Genomic DNA, 16,796 nt, shown 5'->3' with positions numbered 1-16,796 from the left:
GTGAGAGACAGGGACACTTGTGGCGCTCTCTGCACTTACAGATCATTCAAGGAAAAATGCTCATGAGCATGAAAAAACTTATGCTGGCTGTATTGGCCGCAGCGGCGCTGGCGGGTTGTGGGGGTAACAAGGACAAGGCGCAGGCGTTTGTCGAGTCCAGTGGCATGACCAAGCAATACGCGAGCATGGTCGAGACCGCGTCCAGCGGTTATGCCTCCCGCTACCCGATGCTCGAACGCGAACAGATTCGCAACGTTGTGCGAGAGAACATCGATCCTGACGACCTGAAGGGCATGGTCGTGGAAATCTATGCCAATCACTTCAACAACGATGAGCTTGACCTGCTGATTCGCGCCAACCAGCATCCCGAGCAGGCGATGACGATCATCCAGAGTTCGAAAAAGGGCCGCGATCTGGCCGAAAAATTCATGGCCGTCCAGAGCACCCTCGCTAAAGACATGCGAGACGCAATGGCCGACAGCGATGAGGCGATCATCGATGCGCTGGATGATTTGAAGGATCAAGCGCAGGGCTAAAACGGCGCCATGAGCCCTCGCCTCTTCGCGGGCTTGCCCGCGAAGTCGCAAACTCTTTCAGCCTCGCAACCACTGAAGTGGCGCTGAATGAGCGGCGTGCACCGCTCACGCGCGCTTCGGCAGCTTCCAGTTCGGCCGAATGAAATGGCAGGTGTAGCCATTCGGAATACGCTCGAGGTAATCCTGATGCTCCGGCTCCGCTTCCCAGAACGGCCCCGCCGGTTCGATTTCGGTGACCACGCGGCCCGGCCACAGTTTTGAGGCGTCGACATCGGCAGCCGTGTCCTCGGCGATGTCGCGCTGCGCTTCGTTGAGGTAGTAAATCGCCGAACGATAGCTGCGTCCAAGGTCGTTGCCCTGCCGGTTGGGCGTGCTCGGGTCGTGGATCTGGAAGAAAAACTCAAGGATCTGTCGATAGCTGATCACCGCCGGATCGAAGGTGATTTCGATGGCTTCGGCGTGGTCGCCATGGTTGCGATAAGTGGCATTCGGCACATCGCCGCCGGTGTAACCGACGCGGGTCTGCAACACGCCGGGATAGCGCCGCAGCAGATCCTGCATGCCCCAGAAGCAGCCGCCGGCGAGGATGGCGGTTTCGGTTTGAGTGGTCATGGCGTGTCGTTCCTCTTCGGGGTGTTGGGTATAGCGATGGTTATGAGGGCGGGTTGGCGGATTCCAAGGGGCTGTGCCAACAGAACTAGCGCGTCGAAAGCTGATTGGCTTGCTCAAGCAAAGGCCCGGTGATCCTGCGGCCGCTGTAATCACTGACAAAATAATTGATCCGGTTCGCCAGATGCTGAATCGATAGCCAGCCCAAACCGTGGTAGTCGCGCAACTCCTCTGCGTTGAGCTTGATCATGGCTTGGTAGCCCACAAAGGACGCTTCACACTCGACGAGGATATAGACAGAGCCATCTGCGACCTTGAAAAGTCGCCAGTAGCTGTCGTTGGTGTGATATTCCGCGGGAGTGAGTCGAACCAGTTCCATGATTGAATTCCGTGGGCTTTCTTTTGGTTTCGAGACCATAACATGGCTGCAAAGCCACGGTTTCAGATGAGACGTTCTGGCCGGTTGCCGACGTTGACGACATTCAGATTCAGGTCAAAAGCGCTAAGCGTGCCATGGTCGCCCTCGGGCCAACGCAATGCGCGCCCCGGGCATCAATGCCCGGCAACCGCGGCCGCTCCAGCAACACGCGGCCCCGATCTGAATCCGTGCACCCGCGCGCCGAAGGCAATAACAAACCCCACGCTCACCAGCACCACCATGGCCCAGGGAAACGAGGCGACGCCCCAGCGGTCGAGCAACACCCCGCCGACCACCCCGCTGCCGGCAATCGCGCTGTTCCAAGCCACCACATTCAACGACAGCGCGACATCAGCGCCATCACCGGCGGCATCTGCCAGTGCCGTCTGCAACAGCGTCGCCGCACCGCCAAAACTCAATCCCCACACCAACACGCCCAGGTAAATCACCTGCGGCATACGCCCGAAAAAGCCAAACACCACGCAAACCAGTGCAAACGTCGCCAGGCTCACCAACACCGTTTTGCGCAACAGCGGCTCAACCAGTTTCGCCGTCAGCCAGATCCCCGCCAACGCCGCGAGACCAAACACCAACAACACCAGATCTACACGATCCGCCAACCCCGCCGGCGCCACAAACGGGGCGATGTAGGTGTAGAGAATGTTGTGCGCCAGCATCCAGCTGATCACCACCGCCAACACCGGCCGCACACCCGGCGTGGTCAACACGCGGCGCAACGACAGACGCTGATGCGCAGGCTGCGGCGGATAATCCGGCACCTTCACCAACACCCAGACGATCAGCATCAAAGTCAGGGCCGACATCAACCCGAACGTCGTGCGCCACCCGACGAGGCCACCCAACCAAGTGCCGAGCGGCACGCCCAGTGACAAGGCAATCGGCGTACCGACCATGGCCAGTGCCAACGCCTTGCCCTGTTGCTCAGGCTCGACCATCCGCCGCGCATAACCAGCCAACAAACTCCACGCCAACCCTGCCGCCACCCCCGCAAAGAAACGCGCCACCAGCGTCACGCCATAGTGCGACGACAGCGCCGTGATCGAGTTGAACAGCAGAAAGCCGACAATGGTCAGCAGCAACACATTGCGTCGACGCCAGCCACGAGTGGCAATGGTCATCGGGATCACCGCCAGCACCGAGCCGAGCGCATACGCGGTGACCATCTGCCCGGCCATCGAAGGCGAAATCGCCAGGCCGTCGCTGATCAGCGGCAACAGCCCGGCGGGCAGGGTTTCGGTGACGATGCATATAAAACCGGTCATGGCCAGCGCCAGCAGCGCGCCGATGGGCAGGCGTTTGGGCGCCGCCGTTAGAGTCAATGAAGGTGTCACGGGAAACTCCTTATGAGCAGAATGTCAGACTTAAATACCGATCGATATAAAATACTGGCGGCAGCCGAGGCCCGTTGTCAACGACTTATGTATCGACTAGTATCCAAATCACTTTCCGAGGAGTCTTTGCTATGGCCAGAACCGGCCGCCCCCGCGCATTCGATCGCGACGACGCCGTCGACCAAGCCATGCAATTGTTCTGGCAACACGGCTACGACTCGACATCCCTTTCACTGTTGAAGGCTGAACTGGGCGGCGGCATTTCCGCACCGAGCTTCTACGCCGCGTTCGGCTCCAAAGAAGCCCTGTTCGACGAATGCGTGCAGCGCTACCTGACGACCTTCGCCCAAGTCACCGAATGCCTGTGGGACGAAACCCTGCCGCCACGCCAAGCCATCGAAACCGCACTGCGCCAGTCGGCCCGCATGCAATGCGACGACGGCCACCCCAAAGGCTGCATGGTCACCCTCGGCGTCATGAGCGCGCCCAGCCCGGAAAACGCCCACGTCGCGCAAGCCCTCACCCACTCCCGCGCCCGAACCCGCGCGGGGATTGTGGCGTGTGTCGAGCGTGGTGTGAGTGAAGGACTGTTAGCGGACGACACGAACGCCGCCGCCATGGCGACGGTGTTCGACAGTTTCCTGCAGGGGATTTCCATCCTTGCTCGGGATGACACGCCGATTGAGAGTATTGATGCGGCGATTACGCAGGTGATGCGGACGTGGGATGTAGCTGCCGTGAGTAAGACTTCATTGGATTTGCCGTAATTGAAGGGCTCGCGTACCTAAAAATCATTCGGCTACGCGACCACCTCAACATAACTCGACTCCCCGCCCCCCTCGGCCCCCGACAACCACCCCCACACAAACCGCAACGTCGTCCGCCCCGCCTCATCAACCCCCACCACGCCCCGCGACCAACCCGCGCGAATCTCGCCATCCGTGGTGATGCACTGATAAAGCAGCTCGATACTGTCAGGCCCGGTCACCCGCCCAACCTGGTTGCCCATGCGAATATGCCCACCCGCATAAGTCCCCCAAACCGCCGCGCCTTCGACGAAGTATTCAAACACCGTGCGTGCATCGGACAAGCCCTGAGCGTTATTCGCCACGGAAAACCGGCGGTTGTGCAAACGCTCGGTGACTTGCGAAAAAGCAGATTCCATAAACCATACATCCTTAGTCGAGAAGATCCATTCCAGCCTGCGGGCATCCTAATCCATTACCTCCGCGCAGCAAGAATCCGCTGCCGATTTCTGCCAACCCAACCGCACCGCCACGTTTGACGACCCTCCCGGCCCCACCTAGTCTGCCCAAAACACCCTTACAGCCAGAACCGAGTTCACGAGAGGCAAGATGAGCAACTTCCCGATCGTCGCCACCGTTCTCTCAATGATCCTCGGACTCTCCGTCACCCGCCTGCTGCTCGGCGTATTAACGGTGTTCCGCATCCGCCGAGTGGCCAAGCCAGATTGGGTGGCGCTGGTCTGGGCGGTGATGCTGTTTACCATGCAGCTGCAATTCTGGTGGGCCGTCAACGCACTGTCGGCGGTGAAACAGACCTTCTCGTTTCTCGAATTTCTACTGTTGGTGATGCTGACACTGTCGCTGTTCGTCACGGCGGCGTTGTTGCTGCCGAGCCGCAGTGAAGATGAGCAGAACGGGTTGCGCGTGTATTTCGAACAGGATGGGCGCTATGCATTGCTGTCGCTGTCCTCGTATCTGTGCCTGGGGCTTATCGTTAATGTCACGTTGTTTCAGGCCTCGCCGCTGGCGCTGTGGGGTTTGCTGGATGTGATCATGATTGCGTTGCCGATTGGTGCGTTTGTGGCTCGGTCGCGTAAAGCGTATGCGGGGATTACGCTGATTTATGTGCCGATTAATGTGATCGACACGCTGATTTCGCTGGCGAATTAAGTCCCCCTCTAGCGACGGGACTTGCTTCGATGGATCGCGAAACTGCTCTCGCTCCTCCAGTCCACAAAGACATCGCCAAAACAGCTCGAACTGCCCTGTTGAAGCAATTCCTGGACTTTGTTTAAAGACACCCCAAGTTACGTCATCCCAACCTACAACGCCTTGCGCCGTTGCCTACGACTACGCCAGAATCCGCCGGCTTGTGCGCCTTGGATGCGGGTTCTATTGTGGGTCGGTCACTGAATAGCAGTGATCGGGTTTGGTAGCCCGGCATACCTGTCGCATCGCAGATCTATTTGCACGGACGTCTTCGTCCGCTGTTTATGGTGGCCATGCGTAGGGCGTCTTCGGACGCGCCGGGTATCCAGGTGACCGGTCTACCAACCTGCGTTTGGCCACCACCCTCGTTTGGTAGCGAAAGTGATGGCTCCATTTTTCATCCTGGAGTTTCATCTATGTTCAAAATTACGCCGAATCCGCCCGAAACAGATCCGATCGCGGGCGACGAAACCCCCGACGCAAAGAAATTCAACGAAGCCGTGGATCGTGCCCTCTCCCATTACCTCGGCCCGGCCCCCGAAATCATGGCCACCCCGTACCAAACCAACACGATGTTTATCGCCAATCCGAAAACCAAGACTGAAGAACTGCTGGTGAATGCCAGCGAATCACTCGGCTCGGCTTCGGTGATGCTTGGGGATGTGATCAGTCTGGTTCACGGACCGGCACGCAAGACACTGCAAGGCATTGCGCAGGTGGTGATGCTTGGAGAGTTGGCGGTGAATCGGGCGTTGGATAACGTAGTGCCGACGGAGTAACCGGCCCCCGACTATGGCGGCGATTAGGCCGCCATACCGGAGAAAACTGAAAAAAAATGAACACAACGACCGATTTCGGCCCATTGCGGCTGGCTGTTCGGAGGCGACTGATGCAACCGAATAAATATCACCGTGATCGCATCTAACTTTCGATGTAACTAGCTAAGCGCATGACGTCGCTCATACTTTTAAGCCTGACAGTAAACTCTCCGATTGCATTCTCTTTTACGTCGGGAATTCTTCCAAAAATTTCCTCACGCGAAAATTTTTGGAGACGGAGGCACGGCTTTCTGAAGTAGAACAACATCCACTTTTGGTTCGGAATGAATGCAAAATCGCAGTCGTCATCGCGCAAGAAACGAAAATCCTTGATGTATCCGTGCGAGCCTGGAAAGCAGTCATAGTCTTTCAGCGTTGATGCCCATCCAATCATTTACAAGAGCGCGTGCTTGGCCTCTGGAGTAACCAGAATCTCGTAGTATTCCCGCAACATCTCACTGTTCTCAGCTCCACGCAGCATCTCGTGATCTCCCACTCTTTCCGATGGAGGCTGCCTTTTGCTTGAAAAAGCAGCTGCGGTGGTCGCCAGTCTTCAAGGTTCACCAAGCGGAGGCCTTGAAGCATTCTGGATCACAATCTGCTGGCGATTTCCTTCCAAATATAGGCGTAGTTGTATTTCAGCCAGCGCACCAACACCTTATCGAACTGCCGACGAAACCAATTACGTTTTCTCGCAGCCAACCTTTCCTCTATCGACTCTCTGAGTATGTCAGGATCGAAACCTGTCCATACCGGGGGTACTGCGGCCACAAGATTGGTGAAGCAAACCGGTGCGACCTCTGAATAGAGAATTTCGTAAAGAATGTCAGGGTCGACGCCTCTGACCTTTCTCGCCAGATAGTCATATTCGACCGGAAAATCGTTGAATGGCTCGGAGAGTGCCGCTCTGACCTTTGTCAGTTGTGGCTCAGTCAGAAGATGTCCCAATGCGTGAACTCCTCAAGCTCTTCATCCAATGAGGTCGCAACAGCTTCGCCTGCAACACCGCCTGCGACTGTTCCAGCAAAAACCACTGCGATTGCACAAATGGGAGCACCAGGTCCGCAAAATGCGCTGACGCCCAATCCCGCTAGAATCCCACCAAATGCCCCAGCACCGACAATGATTCCTTGGCGCGCAGCTTCCTTAGGTTTGTTTTCAGCATTCAATATCTGATATGTCGCCAGAGCCGCCGTCACAACAACACCGAGCTTGCCCATGATCAGCATTTTTTTTGTACCGGCCGAGAACTTGGCATTATCTCGGCCCGAAGATTCCAGAATGGTGTAATGGACTTTGTTCTTCTCTACTTCCGAAAGGCTGTCGTAGCTCTTTTGAAATAAGTTTTCAGAGTACATATTTAAAAGCGTTTTGAGCTCCGACCCACTTTTTTTCTTCCTCTGGGCGATTGCCAGCCCCTGCGCAGAGGTGAATTTGCGATGCTCAACCATGATTTTGTTGCGCATCTCATGACTGAACTTCACTCCCTCTTGCGCCGTAATCTTTCCAGCTTTCACGTCATCGCGTGTTTGCTGAGACATGCGCTGGATGTTCTTGATATAGCTCGCTCGAGTTTTTTCATCAGATATCGCATCCAGTGAAAACCGCAGCGCGGAGCCCTCCATCAGCTCTAAAGCTCGATCAAGAGGCGAGTCTTGCAAGGCGTGCTCTCGCTGGACGACATAGCTGCCAGTGACGATGTACGGCTCTGTCATAGGATGGTCCTTATCCCAGAATAGAATTCAATAGACTTTCGGTGAGAGATGCCGCTTCTTCGGATGCTTGCTCTTCAAATTGGAGCATCACGCACGCCTTCCCCGATAGGTTCGAAAATTTAATGGCATTGTCTTTATCAAATACACCGGGCAACGATGAGCCGTCATCAAAATGCGCGGTGCAGGATAGGCCTTCGTAGCTCTCGTCCGCAGGTATTCTGAAGCCGATCCAACGCGCATACCCCGCTAACGGCGCAGGAGGAACAAACTCACAGGGCGAATGGGTATCACCGATTATCACCGTCCCCGACCCGCCAACAACGACGCCGCCGTGAGCGCCACCCGTATCGATGGTTGCGGCATTCTTACCATTGATGAATACAGTCGAAGACAGCCCAGATGCAAGCGCACTCCCGCATGTGCACACGTCACCTTGCCGAGCCGCAGCCAGTCCGTCGAAAAACACGTCGGGAGACCCGACCGAAATAGGGTTGGTGCCGTGCCCTGGCAATGGGCACCTGTATGGATCACTCTTACGCGCTGCTGGCTTAGTCACTATGACCTCCTGTCAAATCCTTGTGAGCGTCGTAAGCTACCAGAACAGGTCACTTGTTAAAAATCTATGGGCTGGTGGGCGTAGCCTAACGCCCTCCAATAGCCGCACGCATTGGCTGATCAGCATTTGAATCGAGACGTCACAACTCGAATGGGAAAGGCTGCCTCTGATTGCATTCACGGGCAGCAATCGGCCAAACGCAGCCGCTCAAAAGTGTCTAGGCTTTGTACGAAAAGTCTCCGGGCGGCGATCAGGCAAGGCAAAAACAAGCGAGGAAGCGGAGTTTACTGGCTGTAAATGAGCATTTTCGAGCCTGTTTTAAACGCAGCATGATCGTCGCTCAGGCACTTTTCGTACAAAAACCTGGCTACCACGGAAGCTGAAGCAGTGGCAATATAGTGGCTCTTTTCACAACTGGAAGTGAGATCTACATGAATGAGCGAGCGGCTTTAATCCAGCGTTTACTGGTCATTATTAGCGATTACAGAGCACATGATAGACTTCCACCTGATGTAGAGCACGTCGAAAAATGGTTGTCTCAATTTCCTGAGGACTCGGCTCTAAATGTCCTGAAAGAATTGGTGGGTGTTTTAGAGAAAAGTTATTTTTCTAAGGCTAAGGTCATTGCCGAGTTTGCAAATCTTGTAGAAAATCCACATTTCGTTGGAAATGATCCTGCTCAGTATTGGAAAAGTGCTTCCTTGCTAGAAATCCAAAAAGGTGGGAATAGTCAGCACGATTTAAATGAGCTGATTTCTTCTAAAATCTCTGAAAAATTCGGAGTAGCCCCCGCGGTAAATTCTGTAGGTGCGCCTGCCTACTATTACATGGATGATATGCTATGCTCAGGTAGTCGCGTTTTTTCAGATATAAGCTCTTGGATCAGAGACTCTGCTCCGACAAAATGCACCCTATGGGTCTGCATAATGGTTCTGCATGAGTATGGATATTTCATAACAAATAAAAAGCTGCTGGAGGTTATTGGGCAAAGCGGAAAGCAAATCAAGCTGAATTGGGGATATTCGGTTAAGCCTGAAGATAGAAAGTACTATAATAATGTAAGCGATGTATTGCGGCCTATTACGGGCTCTGATGATGGGTTGGTGAAAGCATATATCGAAGGCATGAAGTTCGAGCCGGTATATCGGGTGCCAGGAAGCACAGGTAAGCTTCAATATTTTTCTTCCGAAGCAGGCAGGCATCTTCTAGAGCAACAGTTTTTGATTAAAGGGGCGTACATTAGATCTATTTGTCCGAATCTAAAAACTGCACATAGGCCCTTAGGATTTAGTAACTTAGATACATTAGGTTTTGGAACGATGGTTGTGACTTACAGAAACTGCCCCAATAACGCGCCTTTGGCGTTGTGGGTCGGTGATCCATGGCACCCTCTATTCCCTCGCTCCACCAACGCGGATGCGGCACTTCGGCGTATGTTTGATGATTTCTAGAGGTTGATCTGATATGAGGAAAATTGCGATACGAACCTACGAGCGTGAAAGTAGTGTCGTTTTTTTGAAGACCAAGGATCTGTTTGGCGGTCTTTCGAATATGGCCGCCGGATATCCTATAGTAATCAATGACACTGTAGTGCTTACGTCTGAGGCATTGTATCAGTCATGCCGTTTTCCTCATTTGCCGGATGTGCAGAGATTAATCATCTCTAAAAATAGCCCGATGACTGCTAAGATGGTTAGTAAGCCATACTTAGATCAAAGCCGCGTCGACTGGCTCAGGATGCGGGTTAGAATAATGAAGTGGTGCTTAACCTGTAAAATTGTGCAGAATTGGGATAGGTTCTCAACGCTTCTTCTCGAAACACAAGACCTACCAATCGTCGAACAATCAAGGAAAGATAAGTTTTGGGGGGCAGTCCCAGAAAATAATAGTACATTGGTTGGGGCTAATGTACTTGGGCGACTGCTGATGGAGCTTAGAGAGATAGCAAGGGCCGGCGAGATTATAGATAGTGTTCCTCCTCCGGAGGTAGATAATTTTCTTTTTTTAGGTCAGGAAATATCAACCGTTAGCAGAATGGGGAAGCTAGGGTCTCTTGGTAGAGATTCACTGTTCTGAGCCCGACTTCTCAGATACGAAATTAGGCTCAACTGCTCTCGATCTACTTCGCTCATTGAAGTCAAGTCTGATTGAGCGTGGAGCTACCTTAGCAAAACTGCCGAGGGACACAGCTTGCTGAGCGAGACGCCGTTAAAAAAACAGAAGATTTAAAGCGCAAACTCTAGCCAGAGGCAATTTAAGTTACATTATCATCGTGCAAACAACTTAGGGAAAACCGAGCTTGTTTTTAAGATCCTCGAAAACCTTTAAAAACTCTCCGGTAGGGAAGCTATTATCATTACGAAGGGATCCGCCACCCGCTTTTCCTTTTTTTATACAGTAACCTTCCTTGTTTTCAGAGATTAGATAATCCAGTTTCCTCCAATTACACAACATTGGTCCGTCGACGGTGTCAATCCAATCTGGCAAACCTTTCTTAGCGCGAGCAAGAGCTGCTAAAAATTCGCTGACGCTTGGGTAGCGCTGACCGTGAGGCTTTGTAGCCTTCTTCAGAATCTTAACAAGTGAAACTGGCACATAACGAGGTAAACTATTCCAATCCAGCAAAGTATTTTTCTTAATTCGACGCTCTAAGCACTCATCGACAAAGCGGGACTCTTCGAACTGGCCGCCTGTTTTACGCACTTCAGCCAGTCCTAACAAATCTTTTTCCGTCAGGTATTCTAGAAGATCATTTGTAAGCTTACCGCCGAACAACAGATAACCGACCATACCAGCCTGATAAACGTCTGAAGATGAGTCAAAAAAAGCGTCATTTCCGAACGCCTCTGCAGGTCGATATAATATGCTGTGTCTGGAGGCAGGTGCTTTGCCATCATCACCTAGCCTTCGTACCGAGCCAAAGTCAGCGATGGATAATACGTCATCATGAATAAGAAGATTTTCTGGCTTCAAGTCACGATGAACCAAGGAAATACCAGGAGCGTGGAGCGCCGAGAGCCCTGACAACAACTGACACAGGAGCTTATGAGATAAATGCAGAGAAATGAAATACTTCCCCAGAAAACCCGCAAGATCTCCTTCATTTGCCACAGGCATCATATAGTACGAGCAGGTATCGTCTAACTTACGAGCATCGTAAACTTTTAGTACGTTATCGTGTAAAACCTTGGAAACAAGTGCTGGTTCCTGATCAATCTGCCCCTTTTCGTGATAATAAATTTTAATTGCTACATCTTTGTTTAGAACCTGATGACGACCCATCATCACAAAGCCGTTAGCGCCCGAATCATTAAAATTGCTAATTACAAATTCGGGAAATTGCCTCAGTGCCTGTTGAGCCTCTTTTGGCAGGCCAGCCAAATCGATAGTGGCCGATATCACGCCAAACCCTCGAAGGCGAGATCATAAGCCACGCCTAAATCCTTGGTACCAGGTCTCTCAACCTTAAGGTGCGCAAAATTTTTATTTGTAGCTACGATAGTTTTCAAATGACTTGGTTCGATTACAGCCTTACATACCGCAAGCAATACACCCTCTATTAAAAACGTGCCAGCGCCACCAGCACCTATGCCGGAGACATTCCTCTTATTAATTACAACTTTGTCGACACCTTCCTTCACGCAATGAGCATGAATAGCTTGCACAAAAACCTCTACGTCATCCTGAGTAGGATACTGTGGCAGTTCTAGTTTGTCGAACTTTGGAGATTTCAACACATGTGAATCTCTTGTGCCCGATAGGGTTACAATGCGGGCTTGATGTCCCTTTAAAAGCACTCCAATGACGACCATTTAAACTCCATTTCACAGTTTCTAAAATTTCTATTAATCTTCAGCGCCAGCATAAGGGGGCGCGAAGCAAAACGCCACCATCAACAACGGGGCTTCCTCCATCTCAGCGAGGCAACTCGCCCAGCGTTGAGTCGATGTATAACAAAGTCGACCGCCCGCATTTGTTCGAATAGCGAACACGGCGCATTGTGAATCTCCTCCAATTTTGTTGACCGCTATGTCCGCTTTTGGCCGAAAGCAGCCCTTCGTGAATGGCAGCGATTGACCACTCAGTCCAAAAAAACGGCTGCTTCCCTGATTACGCAGCCTCCTCACCCCTTTTTCTTAAACAATTTATTCAAGTAGTACTTCAAACTCCACCGATCCTTCGGCCGCGGCTTATAGTGCGTTTTATTCCTCTGCCCCGGCTCCCCACCCACCCCACTCGCCGTGTAGTAATAAAGCGCAATCGACCGCCGAGTAATGTGCTCCGGCGTAGTCAACGGCTCCGGATGCCCATGGTTACTGTCCTTGTCCGTATTAAAAATCACACAGCGGTTATAAACCGGCAGCACCTTCTTCAGGCATTTCTTCATCCCCACATCCCAAAGCTCCAGGTTGCCGCCGTACGCCTCCTGCCAGTCCTCGGTCAGGTAAATGATCACGTTCAGCCGTCGCTCAACGTTGAGTTTTTTGTTCAGCCGAAAATCCGAGTGCACGCCGAGGAAGCCACCGGTTTTGGTTTCGTGCAGGCCGCCACCGGCGAAATACGGATCGGGAATCAGCCCTTGAATACCGGTGAGTTTTTCGAGGAATTCCAGCATGGGGGCGGAGTTGAGGGTGTTGAAGACGTTCTTCAGGTAAGGGCTGCAGGCGTTGGGGCTGATCTGGCGTTTGAGTTGGCCTTTGTAGCCGCGCTCGTAGATTTGTTCGTTGTTGGTCGGTTCGACCGGGAAGTGTTCGCGGATGCTGGCGATGACGTCGGCTTGCAGGTAGTTGTCGATGACGATGTGCGGGAATGGCGTGGCCTGGGTGTATTCGTGGGTCAGCGATTCGCCGAAAGCGCTGGCGGCGTTTTGGTCGAAGTCGAGTTCCGGGGACAGGGTGATGGGGAGTGTTTGTGTGTTGGCTTGCATTGCCGCTCCGATGATTTTGGGCTTTCAGGGCTGGGCAAACAGGGGCTGGGGGTTTGGCGCGGTGCCTGTGTTTGCTTGCTGAGTACAGTGGCGAGCAGGTTGCCATGTCGGCGATTGGCTGCCGAGTGTCCTTTGCTTAAACGTGGCGCGGCGGTGTTACGGCATGTTTCCGGCTGTCACAGACCGGTCATATTTCCTCTGCTAACCTCCTCGGCGCCCTACCCTTCATCCCTGCTCTAGAGCCCCCAACCGAAGGTGCCGCCAAGGTGTTTCCGACTCCCGTTCGCCAGCAAATCATTCTGCGCTCCGACAACCTCCGTTCGGACGACTTCGGTGCACTGTTTTCCCGATTGTTTGGCAATCGTTATGCCGACAATCCGCCGCTGCCGTCGAACATCATTATTGGCGGGGTCTACGGTCGGCACGATGGCGTGAGTTTTCGGCGGATGCATTATCACGGTGATTTCACCGTTGCCTTCCCCGATCCACAGGATGAGATCACGTTCGTCATTCCCACTGCTGGCAAGATCGTTTTCAACCATGCCACCGAGTCTATCGGTGTGTCGCACGTTGGGCTGGCGATTGATAAGGCGGATATCCGTTCGATGCGTTTCTTTGATGATCACGCGCATCACGGCATGTCGATCAATCGTCACCAGCTCACCGAGCGGTTGTCGGCGCTGTTGGATAAACCGATTCTGCAGAAGATCGTTTTTGAGCCGAGCGTGGATCTTGAGACGGCAGAGTTTCAGGGGATCAAGGCGTTGATTGATCTGGCCACAGGCACTGAGTTTGATTTGCTGATCAACAGCGGGACGTTGATGCCGTCGCGGTTGCGCGAGATGTTAATTGATGCGGTGCTGGAGGCTTGGCCGCACAACTTTTCCGAGGCGTTGCGGCGGCCGACGGCGATGGTGGCGCCGCGGCATGTGAAGTTGGCGGTGGAGTTTATTCAGGCGCATCCGGAGCAGTTGGTCAGTGGTGTGGATCTGGCGCGGTTGAGTCATGTGAGTCAGAGGGCGTTGCAGGAAGGGTTTCGGCGGTTTGTCGGGATGTCGATTGTGGCGTATCAGCGGCAGGTGCGGCTGGAGCGGGCTTATGAGGTGTTGAAGCAGCGGGGTTCGGGGTCGGTGACGGAGGTGGCGTTGCGGTTCGGGTTTAGTAATGTGGGGCGGTTTTGTCGGTATTTTCAGGGGGCTTATGGGGTGAGTCCGGCGGAGTTGCGGGCTCGGGGGTGATTGGGTGGCAGGTTTGCAAGGTGACTTGTGGTGAGAAGATTTAGCTAAACGTCGCACCGCGCCGATGGGTCGCTAAGCGTGGGGATGGCACGCCGGCGCGGTTGATCGAGGAGTGGGCGCGGAGGCGTTTGACCGAGTTGGCCAGTTGATTTTGCGGTAACTGCTTTCCCCTCACCCTGGCCCTCTCCCCAAGGAGAGGGAACCGAGCCGGGGATATTGAAGATCTACACCGACCTGAGAGTCTTGCTTTGAATCCATAATCGCCTCGATCTTTCAGGTCGATGCATGACGCAAGACGCCTCGGTCAATCCCCTCTCCCACAACTTCATATACAAGCGCAAGGGACACTCGCAGGTTTTGTGGTGGGCTGCCCCTCATCGGAACGCCGCCCGCCCAGCCCTCTCCCGAGGGAGAGGGAGCCGATTGGTGGGCTTTTCAAAATTTGAGCTCGACTCGGTATGCCACGTCGGTGTAACTCTTCCAATCCACGCGGTCAGTCCCCTCTTCCTTCGGGAGAGGGTTAGGGTGAGGGGCTTTTGATTGGCTGCTATTGGATGGAATCAAATGTGTGGGAGCGGGCTTGCTCGCGAATGCGGTGGGTCAGTCGATTTGATGTTGACTGGTCTGGCGCTTTCGCGAGCAAGCTCGCTCCCACATTGGGTTTTGGGGTGTTTGTTGGATGGGGTCGTCCTTCCTTGACCCCGTTTTGTTTTAGAACGCGTAGCTGGCCTTGAGGCCGCCGTTGAAGCCGTGGCTGTCGCCGCCGCCATTGGCGCCGACTTCTGCGCCCAGGCTCAGGGCGCCGAGGCTGGCCATGAGGTTGACGCCGCCGCTAAATTGGTCGCGGTTGTCGAAGGCGGCGCGTTGTTCGATGTCGAGACCCAGCAGGTGGCTTTGGCTGTTGACCTGGTTGTCGCCCAGTGTGCGTTCGTAACCCACTTGTACGCCCGGCACCAGTTGCCATGCGCCCATCGTCACCGGGGCAAAACCTACGTTGAGGTTGGCGACAGCGCTGCGGCGGGTGGCGCTGTTGTCGTCGACGTCGAGCGCCAGTTCGCTGCCCTTCTCTTTGAAGCTGTTGAGGTCGAGGTGGCTGACGCGCAAGCCTAGGCTTGGTTCGAAGGTCATGCCGTTGACCGGGGCGCGGTAGCCGAGGGCGACAGTGGCGCCGGAGAGGTTGCCGTGGCTGTTGCCTTTCGCTGTGCCGAGGCCGCCGCCGAGGTCGCGTTTGCTGTCGTAGTCGATGTAGCCGGCGCTGGCGTTGGCGTCGAGGAACAGGCCTTTTTCGAGGCTGGTGAAGCCGTAGCGGGCGCCGACATTGAGGAAAGTGAAGTCGGTGTCGGCTTCGCCACCCGCGCCGCCAACAGTGCCTTTGCTGTAGCCAAAACCGCCGCGTGCGCTGAGTTGTTCGCTGAAGCGTTGGGTGACGCCGACCATCAGGCCTTGGCTGTGTTCGTTGCTGCTTTCGGCGTGGGCCGAGCCGTCGGTGCCGAGGTAGCTGGCGAGCGCGGTGGTCCAGAGGCGATATTGGCCGACCTTGAGGTCGCTGCCGCTGGCGAATGGCGCGGCGGCTTGTTCGATCATCGCGTTTTGGCGCAGCAGGTAGCTGGCGGCGTCGGCGTGTACCTGGCCGCCGACCTGGGATTCAACACCGCCGAGGGTGCCGGCGTCGATGGCCGATTGCAGGTAGTAGTTGTAGGCGCTGTAGGTGCCGGACAGGTTGGTGTTCTGCAATTCGCGAAGCAATTCGGCGCCAGCGGCGGCGTTGCCGATCAACCCGGCCTGGCCTGGGAGGCTGTTGTATTCGACCAGTTTGCCGCGCAACACGTAAATGGTTTCTTGCGACAGGCCGAGGCCTTGTTTCAGGTAGTTATCCATGCTGCCGTATTGCGCGGAGACTTCATCGAGGCCGGCCTGAAGGTAGCTGGCCTGCACACCGAGCAGCGGCTCGTAGATGGCGGCCATGCTTGGCGGTAGCGCCTTCAGCGTGGCGGCGACGCGGGCGGCGGTGTAGTCGTTGGTCGCCAGGTAGTTGGCCATGATGGTGGCGTTGTCGACGCCGGCAATGCTCTGCAACACGGCGGCGGTCCAGCCGGTGCGATCCTTGCCGGCGGTGCAGTGGAACAGTTGCGCGGCGTCAACGCTGGCGAGTTCGTTGAACAGTTTGTTGAACTGGCCGCGCATGCCGGCGTCGCTGACGAAGGCGCGGTTGGTCTGCTCCATCATGGCGATGGCGTCGGCGGCGCTTTTGAAGGAGATATTGGTGATGTTCGCGCCGGACGTGGTGCTGCCGATGATGTCGATGTTCTGGTAGGTGGCACCGCTGATCATTGTGTCTGGGGTCGCGGCGATTTCGCTGGGGGTACGCAGGTCGTAAACGGCTTTGATGCCGAGGCTGTTGAGGGTCGCCAGGTCGGAGGCTGTCGGAGTTACCGCGTTGGCGCGGTAGAACACGCCAGCGCGCATGGTGCCGTCGTGAGCGGTGGAATACGCGGTGGTGGTGCCGGCGACATCACGGAAATTGTCCATGCCTTGCAGGCGCGGCGTGTCGAGCGGCACAGGCTCGGCAGCATGGGCGGCGGCGATGGACAGGCTCAGTACGGATAGCGAACACAGAAGACGTTGAAACACAGTGCAGCCTCATTGTTTAAGCGTTGGGCTGGTCACTATGG

General features: G+C 54.7%; 18 protein-coding genes. 7 read left to right on the top strand and 11 right to left on the bottom strand.

Annotation, left to right across the window (positions count from 1 at the left end):
- Nucleotides 1-62 precede the first annotated feature (62 nt).
- Nucleotides 63-536, top strand: a complete 474-nt coding sequence (locus ACOYXJ_RS22635; protein WP_460371548.1) for a DUF2059 domain-containing protein — start codon at nucleotides 63-65, stop codon at nucleotides 534-536.
- Nucleotides 537-641: 105 nt separating this feature from the next.
- Here the strand turns inward: ACOYXJ_RS22635 and msrA are convergent, their stop codons facing one another.
- The 3 genes from msrA to ACOYXJ_RS22620 form a co-directional block, all read right to left on the bottom strand.
- Nucleotides 642-1,148 carry a peptide-methionine (S)-S-oxide reductase MsrA gene (msrA, locus tag ACOYXJ_RS22630; protein WP_102899013.1) on the bottom strand — a complete coding sequence of 169 codons (507 nt, stop codon included), beginning with the start codon at nucleotides 1,146-1,148 and terminating at the stop codon, nucleotides 642-644.
- Between the two features lie 85 nt (nucleotides 1,149-1,233).
- Nucleotides 1,234-1,524: a hypothetical protein gene (locus ACOYXJ_RS22625; protein ID WP_460371546.1), complete on the bottom strand. Its 291-nt coding sequence runs from the start codon at nucleotides 1,522-1,524 to the stop codon at nucleotides 1,234-1,236.
- Between the two features lie 173 nt (nucleotides 1,525-1,697).
- Entirely contained in the window at nucleotides 1,698-2,915 is a 1,218-nt protein-coding gene (locus ACOYXJ_RS22620) for an MFS transporter (RefSeq protein ID WP_460371544.1), read from the bottom strand.
- A 131-nt stretch (nucleotides 2,916-3,046) separates the two neighbouring features.
- Here ACOYXJ_RS22620 and ACOYXJ_RS22615 point away from each other — a divergent pair, with 131 nt between their 5' ends.
- Nucleotides 3,047-3,682, top strand: coding sequence for a TetR/AcrR family transcriptional regulator (locus tag ACOYXJ_RS22615; protein WP_457462550.1), 636 nt, complete (start codon nucleotides 3,047-3,049; stop codon nucleotides 3,680-3,682).
- A gap of 32 nt (nucleotides 3,683-3,714) precedes the next feature.
- Here ACOYXJ_RS22615 and ACOYXJ_RS22610 read toward each other — a convergent pair whose 3' ends face one another.
- A complete protein-coding gene (locus tag ACOYXJ_RS22610) occupies nucleotides 3,715-4,080 on the bottom strand; it encodes a hypothetical protein (protein ID WP_460371542.1) in 366 nt (121 codons plus the stop codon).
- A 190-nt stretch (nucleotides 4,081-4,270) separates the two neighbouring features.
- Here ACOYXJ_RS22610 and ACOYXJ_RS22605 point away from each other — a divergent pair, with 190 nt between their 5' ends.
- Nucleotides 4,271-4,831, top strand: a complete 561-nt coding sequence (locus tag ACOYXJ_RS22605) for a hypothetical protein (protein WP_460371541.1) — start codon at nucleotides 4,271-4,273, stop codon at nucleotides 4,829-4,831.
- A 455-nt stretch (nucleotides 4,832-5,286) separates the two neighbouring features.
- Nucleotides 5,287-5,649 (top strand): DUF6124 family protein, encoded by a 363-nt coding sequence (locus ACOYXJ_RS22600; protein ID WP_123593253.1) that lies wholly within the window; start codon nucleotides 5,287-5,289, stop codon nucleotides 5,647-5,649.
- Nucleotides 5,650-6,279: 630 nt separating this feature from the next.
- Here the strand turns inward: ACOYXJ_RS22600 and ACOYXJ_RS22595 are convergent.
- Genes ACOYXJ_RS22595 through ACOYXJ_RS22585 form a run of 3 tightly spaced genes read right to left on the bottom strand, consistent with a single transcriptional unit; the run spans nucleotide 6,280 to nucleotide 7,959 of the window.
- A complete protein-coding gene (locus ACOYXJ_RS22595) occupies nucleotides 6,280-6,636 on the bottom strand; it encodes a DUF7079 family protein (protein ID WP_460371539.1) in 357 nt (118 codons plus the stop codon).
- On the bottom strand, nucleotides 6,621-7,403 hold the full coding sequence (locus tag ACOYXJ_RS22590) for a hypothetical protein (protein WP_460371537.1): 783 nt from the start codon (nucleotides 7,401-7,403) through the stop codon (nucleotides 6,621-6,623). Before ACOYXJ_RS22590 ends, ACOYXJ_RS22595 begins: the two co-directional genes overlap by 16 nt.
- A gap of 10 nt (nucleotides 7,404-7,413) precedes the next feature.
- A complete protein-coding gene (locus ACOYXJ_RS22585) occupies nucleotides 7,414-7,959 on the bottom strand; it encodes a PAAR domain-containing protein (protein WP_460371535.1) in 546 nt (181 codons plus the stop codon).
- Nucleotides 7,960-8,390: 431 nt separating this feature from the next.
- On the opposite strand from ACOYXJ_RS22585, the gene ACOYXJ_RS22580 reads away from it, so the two are divergent.
- A complete protein-coding gene (locus ACOYXJ_RS22580) occupies nucleotides 8,391-9,410 on the top strand; it encodes a phosphoribosyltransferase-like protein (RefSeq protein ID WP_460371533.1) in 1,020 nt (339 codons plus the stop codon).
- Nucleotides 9,411-9,423: 13 nt separating this feature from the next.
- Nucleotides 9,424-10,035 (top strand): NADAR family protein, encoded by a 612-nt coding sequence (locus tag ACOYXJ_RS22575; RefSeq protein WP_460371531.1) that lies wholly within the window; start codon nucleotides 9,424-9,426, stop codon nucleotides 10,033-10,035.
- 207 nt (nucleotides 10,036-10,242) lie between these two features.
- On the opposite strand, the gene ACOYXJ_RS22570 is transcribed toward ACOYXJ_RS22575, so the two are convergent.
- The 3 genes from ACOYXJ_RS22570 to ACOYXJ_RS22560 all read right to left on the bottom strand — a co-directional run bounded on the left by ACOYXJ_RS22570 (nucleotide 10,243) and on the right by ACOYXJ_RS22560 (nucleotide 12,886).
- Complete coding sequence (locus ACOYXJ_RS22570) at nucleotides 10,243-11,361, bottom strand: protein kinase domain-containing protein (RefSeq protein ID WP_460371529.1); 1,119 nt, start codon at nucleotides 11,359-11,361, stop codon at nucleotides 10,243-10,245.
- Nucleotides 11,358-11,771, bottom strand: a complete 414-nt coding sequence (locus ACOYXJ_RS22565; protein WP_460371528.1) for a DUF3010 family protein — start codon at nucleotides 11,769-11,771, stop codon at nucleotides 11,358-11,360. The genes ACOYXJ_RS22570 and ACOYXJ_RS22565 overlap by 4 nt, the downstream gene beginning before the upstream one ends.
- Nucleotides 11,772-12,082: 311 nt before the next feature.
- Nucleotides 12,083-12,886, bottom strand: a complete 804-nt coding sequence (locus ACOYXJ_RS22560) for a 2OG-Fe(II) oxygenase (RefSeq protein WP_460371526.1) — start codon at nucleotides 12,884-12,886, stop codon at nucleotides 12,083-12,085.
- A 266-nt stretch (nucleotides 12,887-13,152) separates the two neighbouring features.
- Between ACOYXJ_RS22560 and ACOYXJ_RS22555 the strand changes: the two genes are divergently transcribed.
- Entirely contained in the window at nucleotides 13,153-14,124 is a 972-nt protein-coding gene (locus tag ACOYXJ_RS22555) for an AraC family transcriptional regulator (RefSeq protein ID WP_460371524.1), read from the top strand.
- A 711-nt stretch (nucleotides 14,125-14,835) separates the two neighbouring features.
- On the opposite strand, the gene ACOYXJ_RS22550 is transcribed toward ACOYXJ_RS22555, so the two are convergent.
- The gene (locus tag ACOYXJ_RS22550; RefSeq protein WP_460371522.1) at nucleotides 14,836-16,755 is read right to left on the bottom strand and encodes a tyrosine-protein phosphatase; all 1,920 of its coding nucleotides are present in this window, start codon (nucleotides 16,753-16,755) and stop codon (nucleotides 14,836-14,838) included.
- Nucleotides 16,756-16,796: the final 41 nt, after the last annotated feature.

It is taken from the genome of Pseudomonas sp. Tul2A7 (assembly GCF_054790505.1).
The sequence above is the reverse complement of the archived record's forward strand: the minus strand, read 5'-3'. Positions and strand labels throughout refer to the sequence as shown.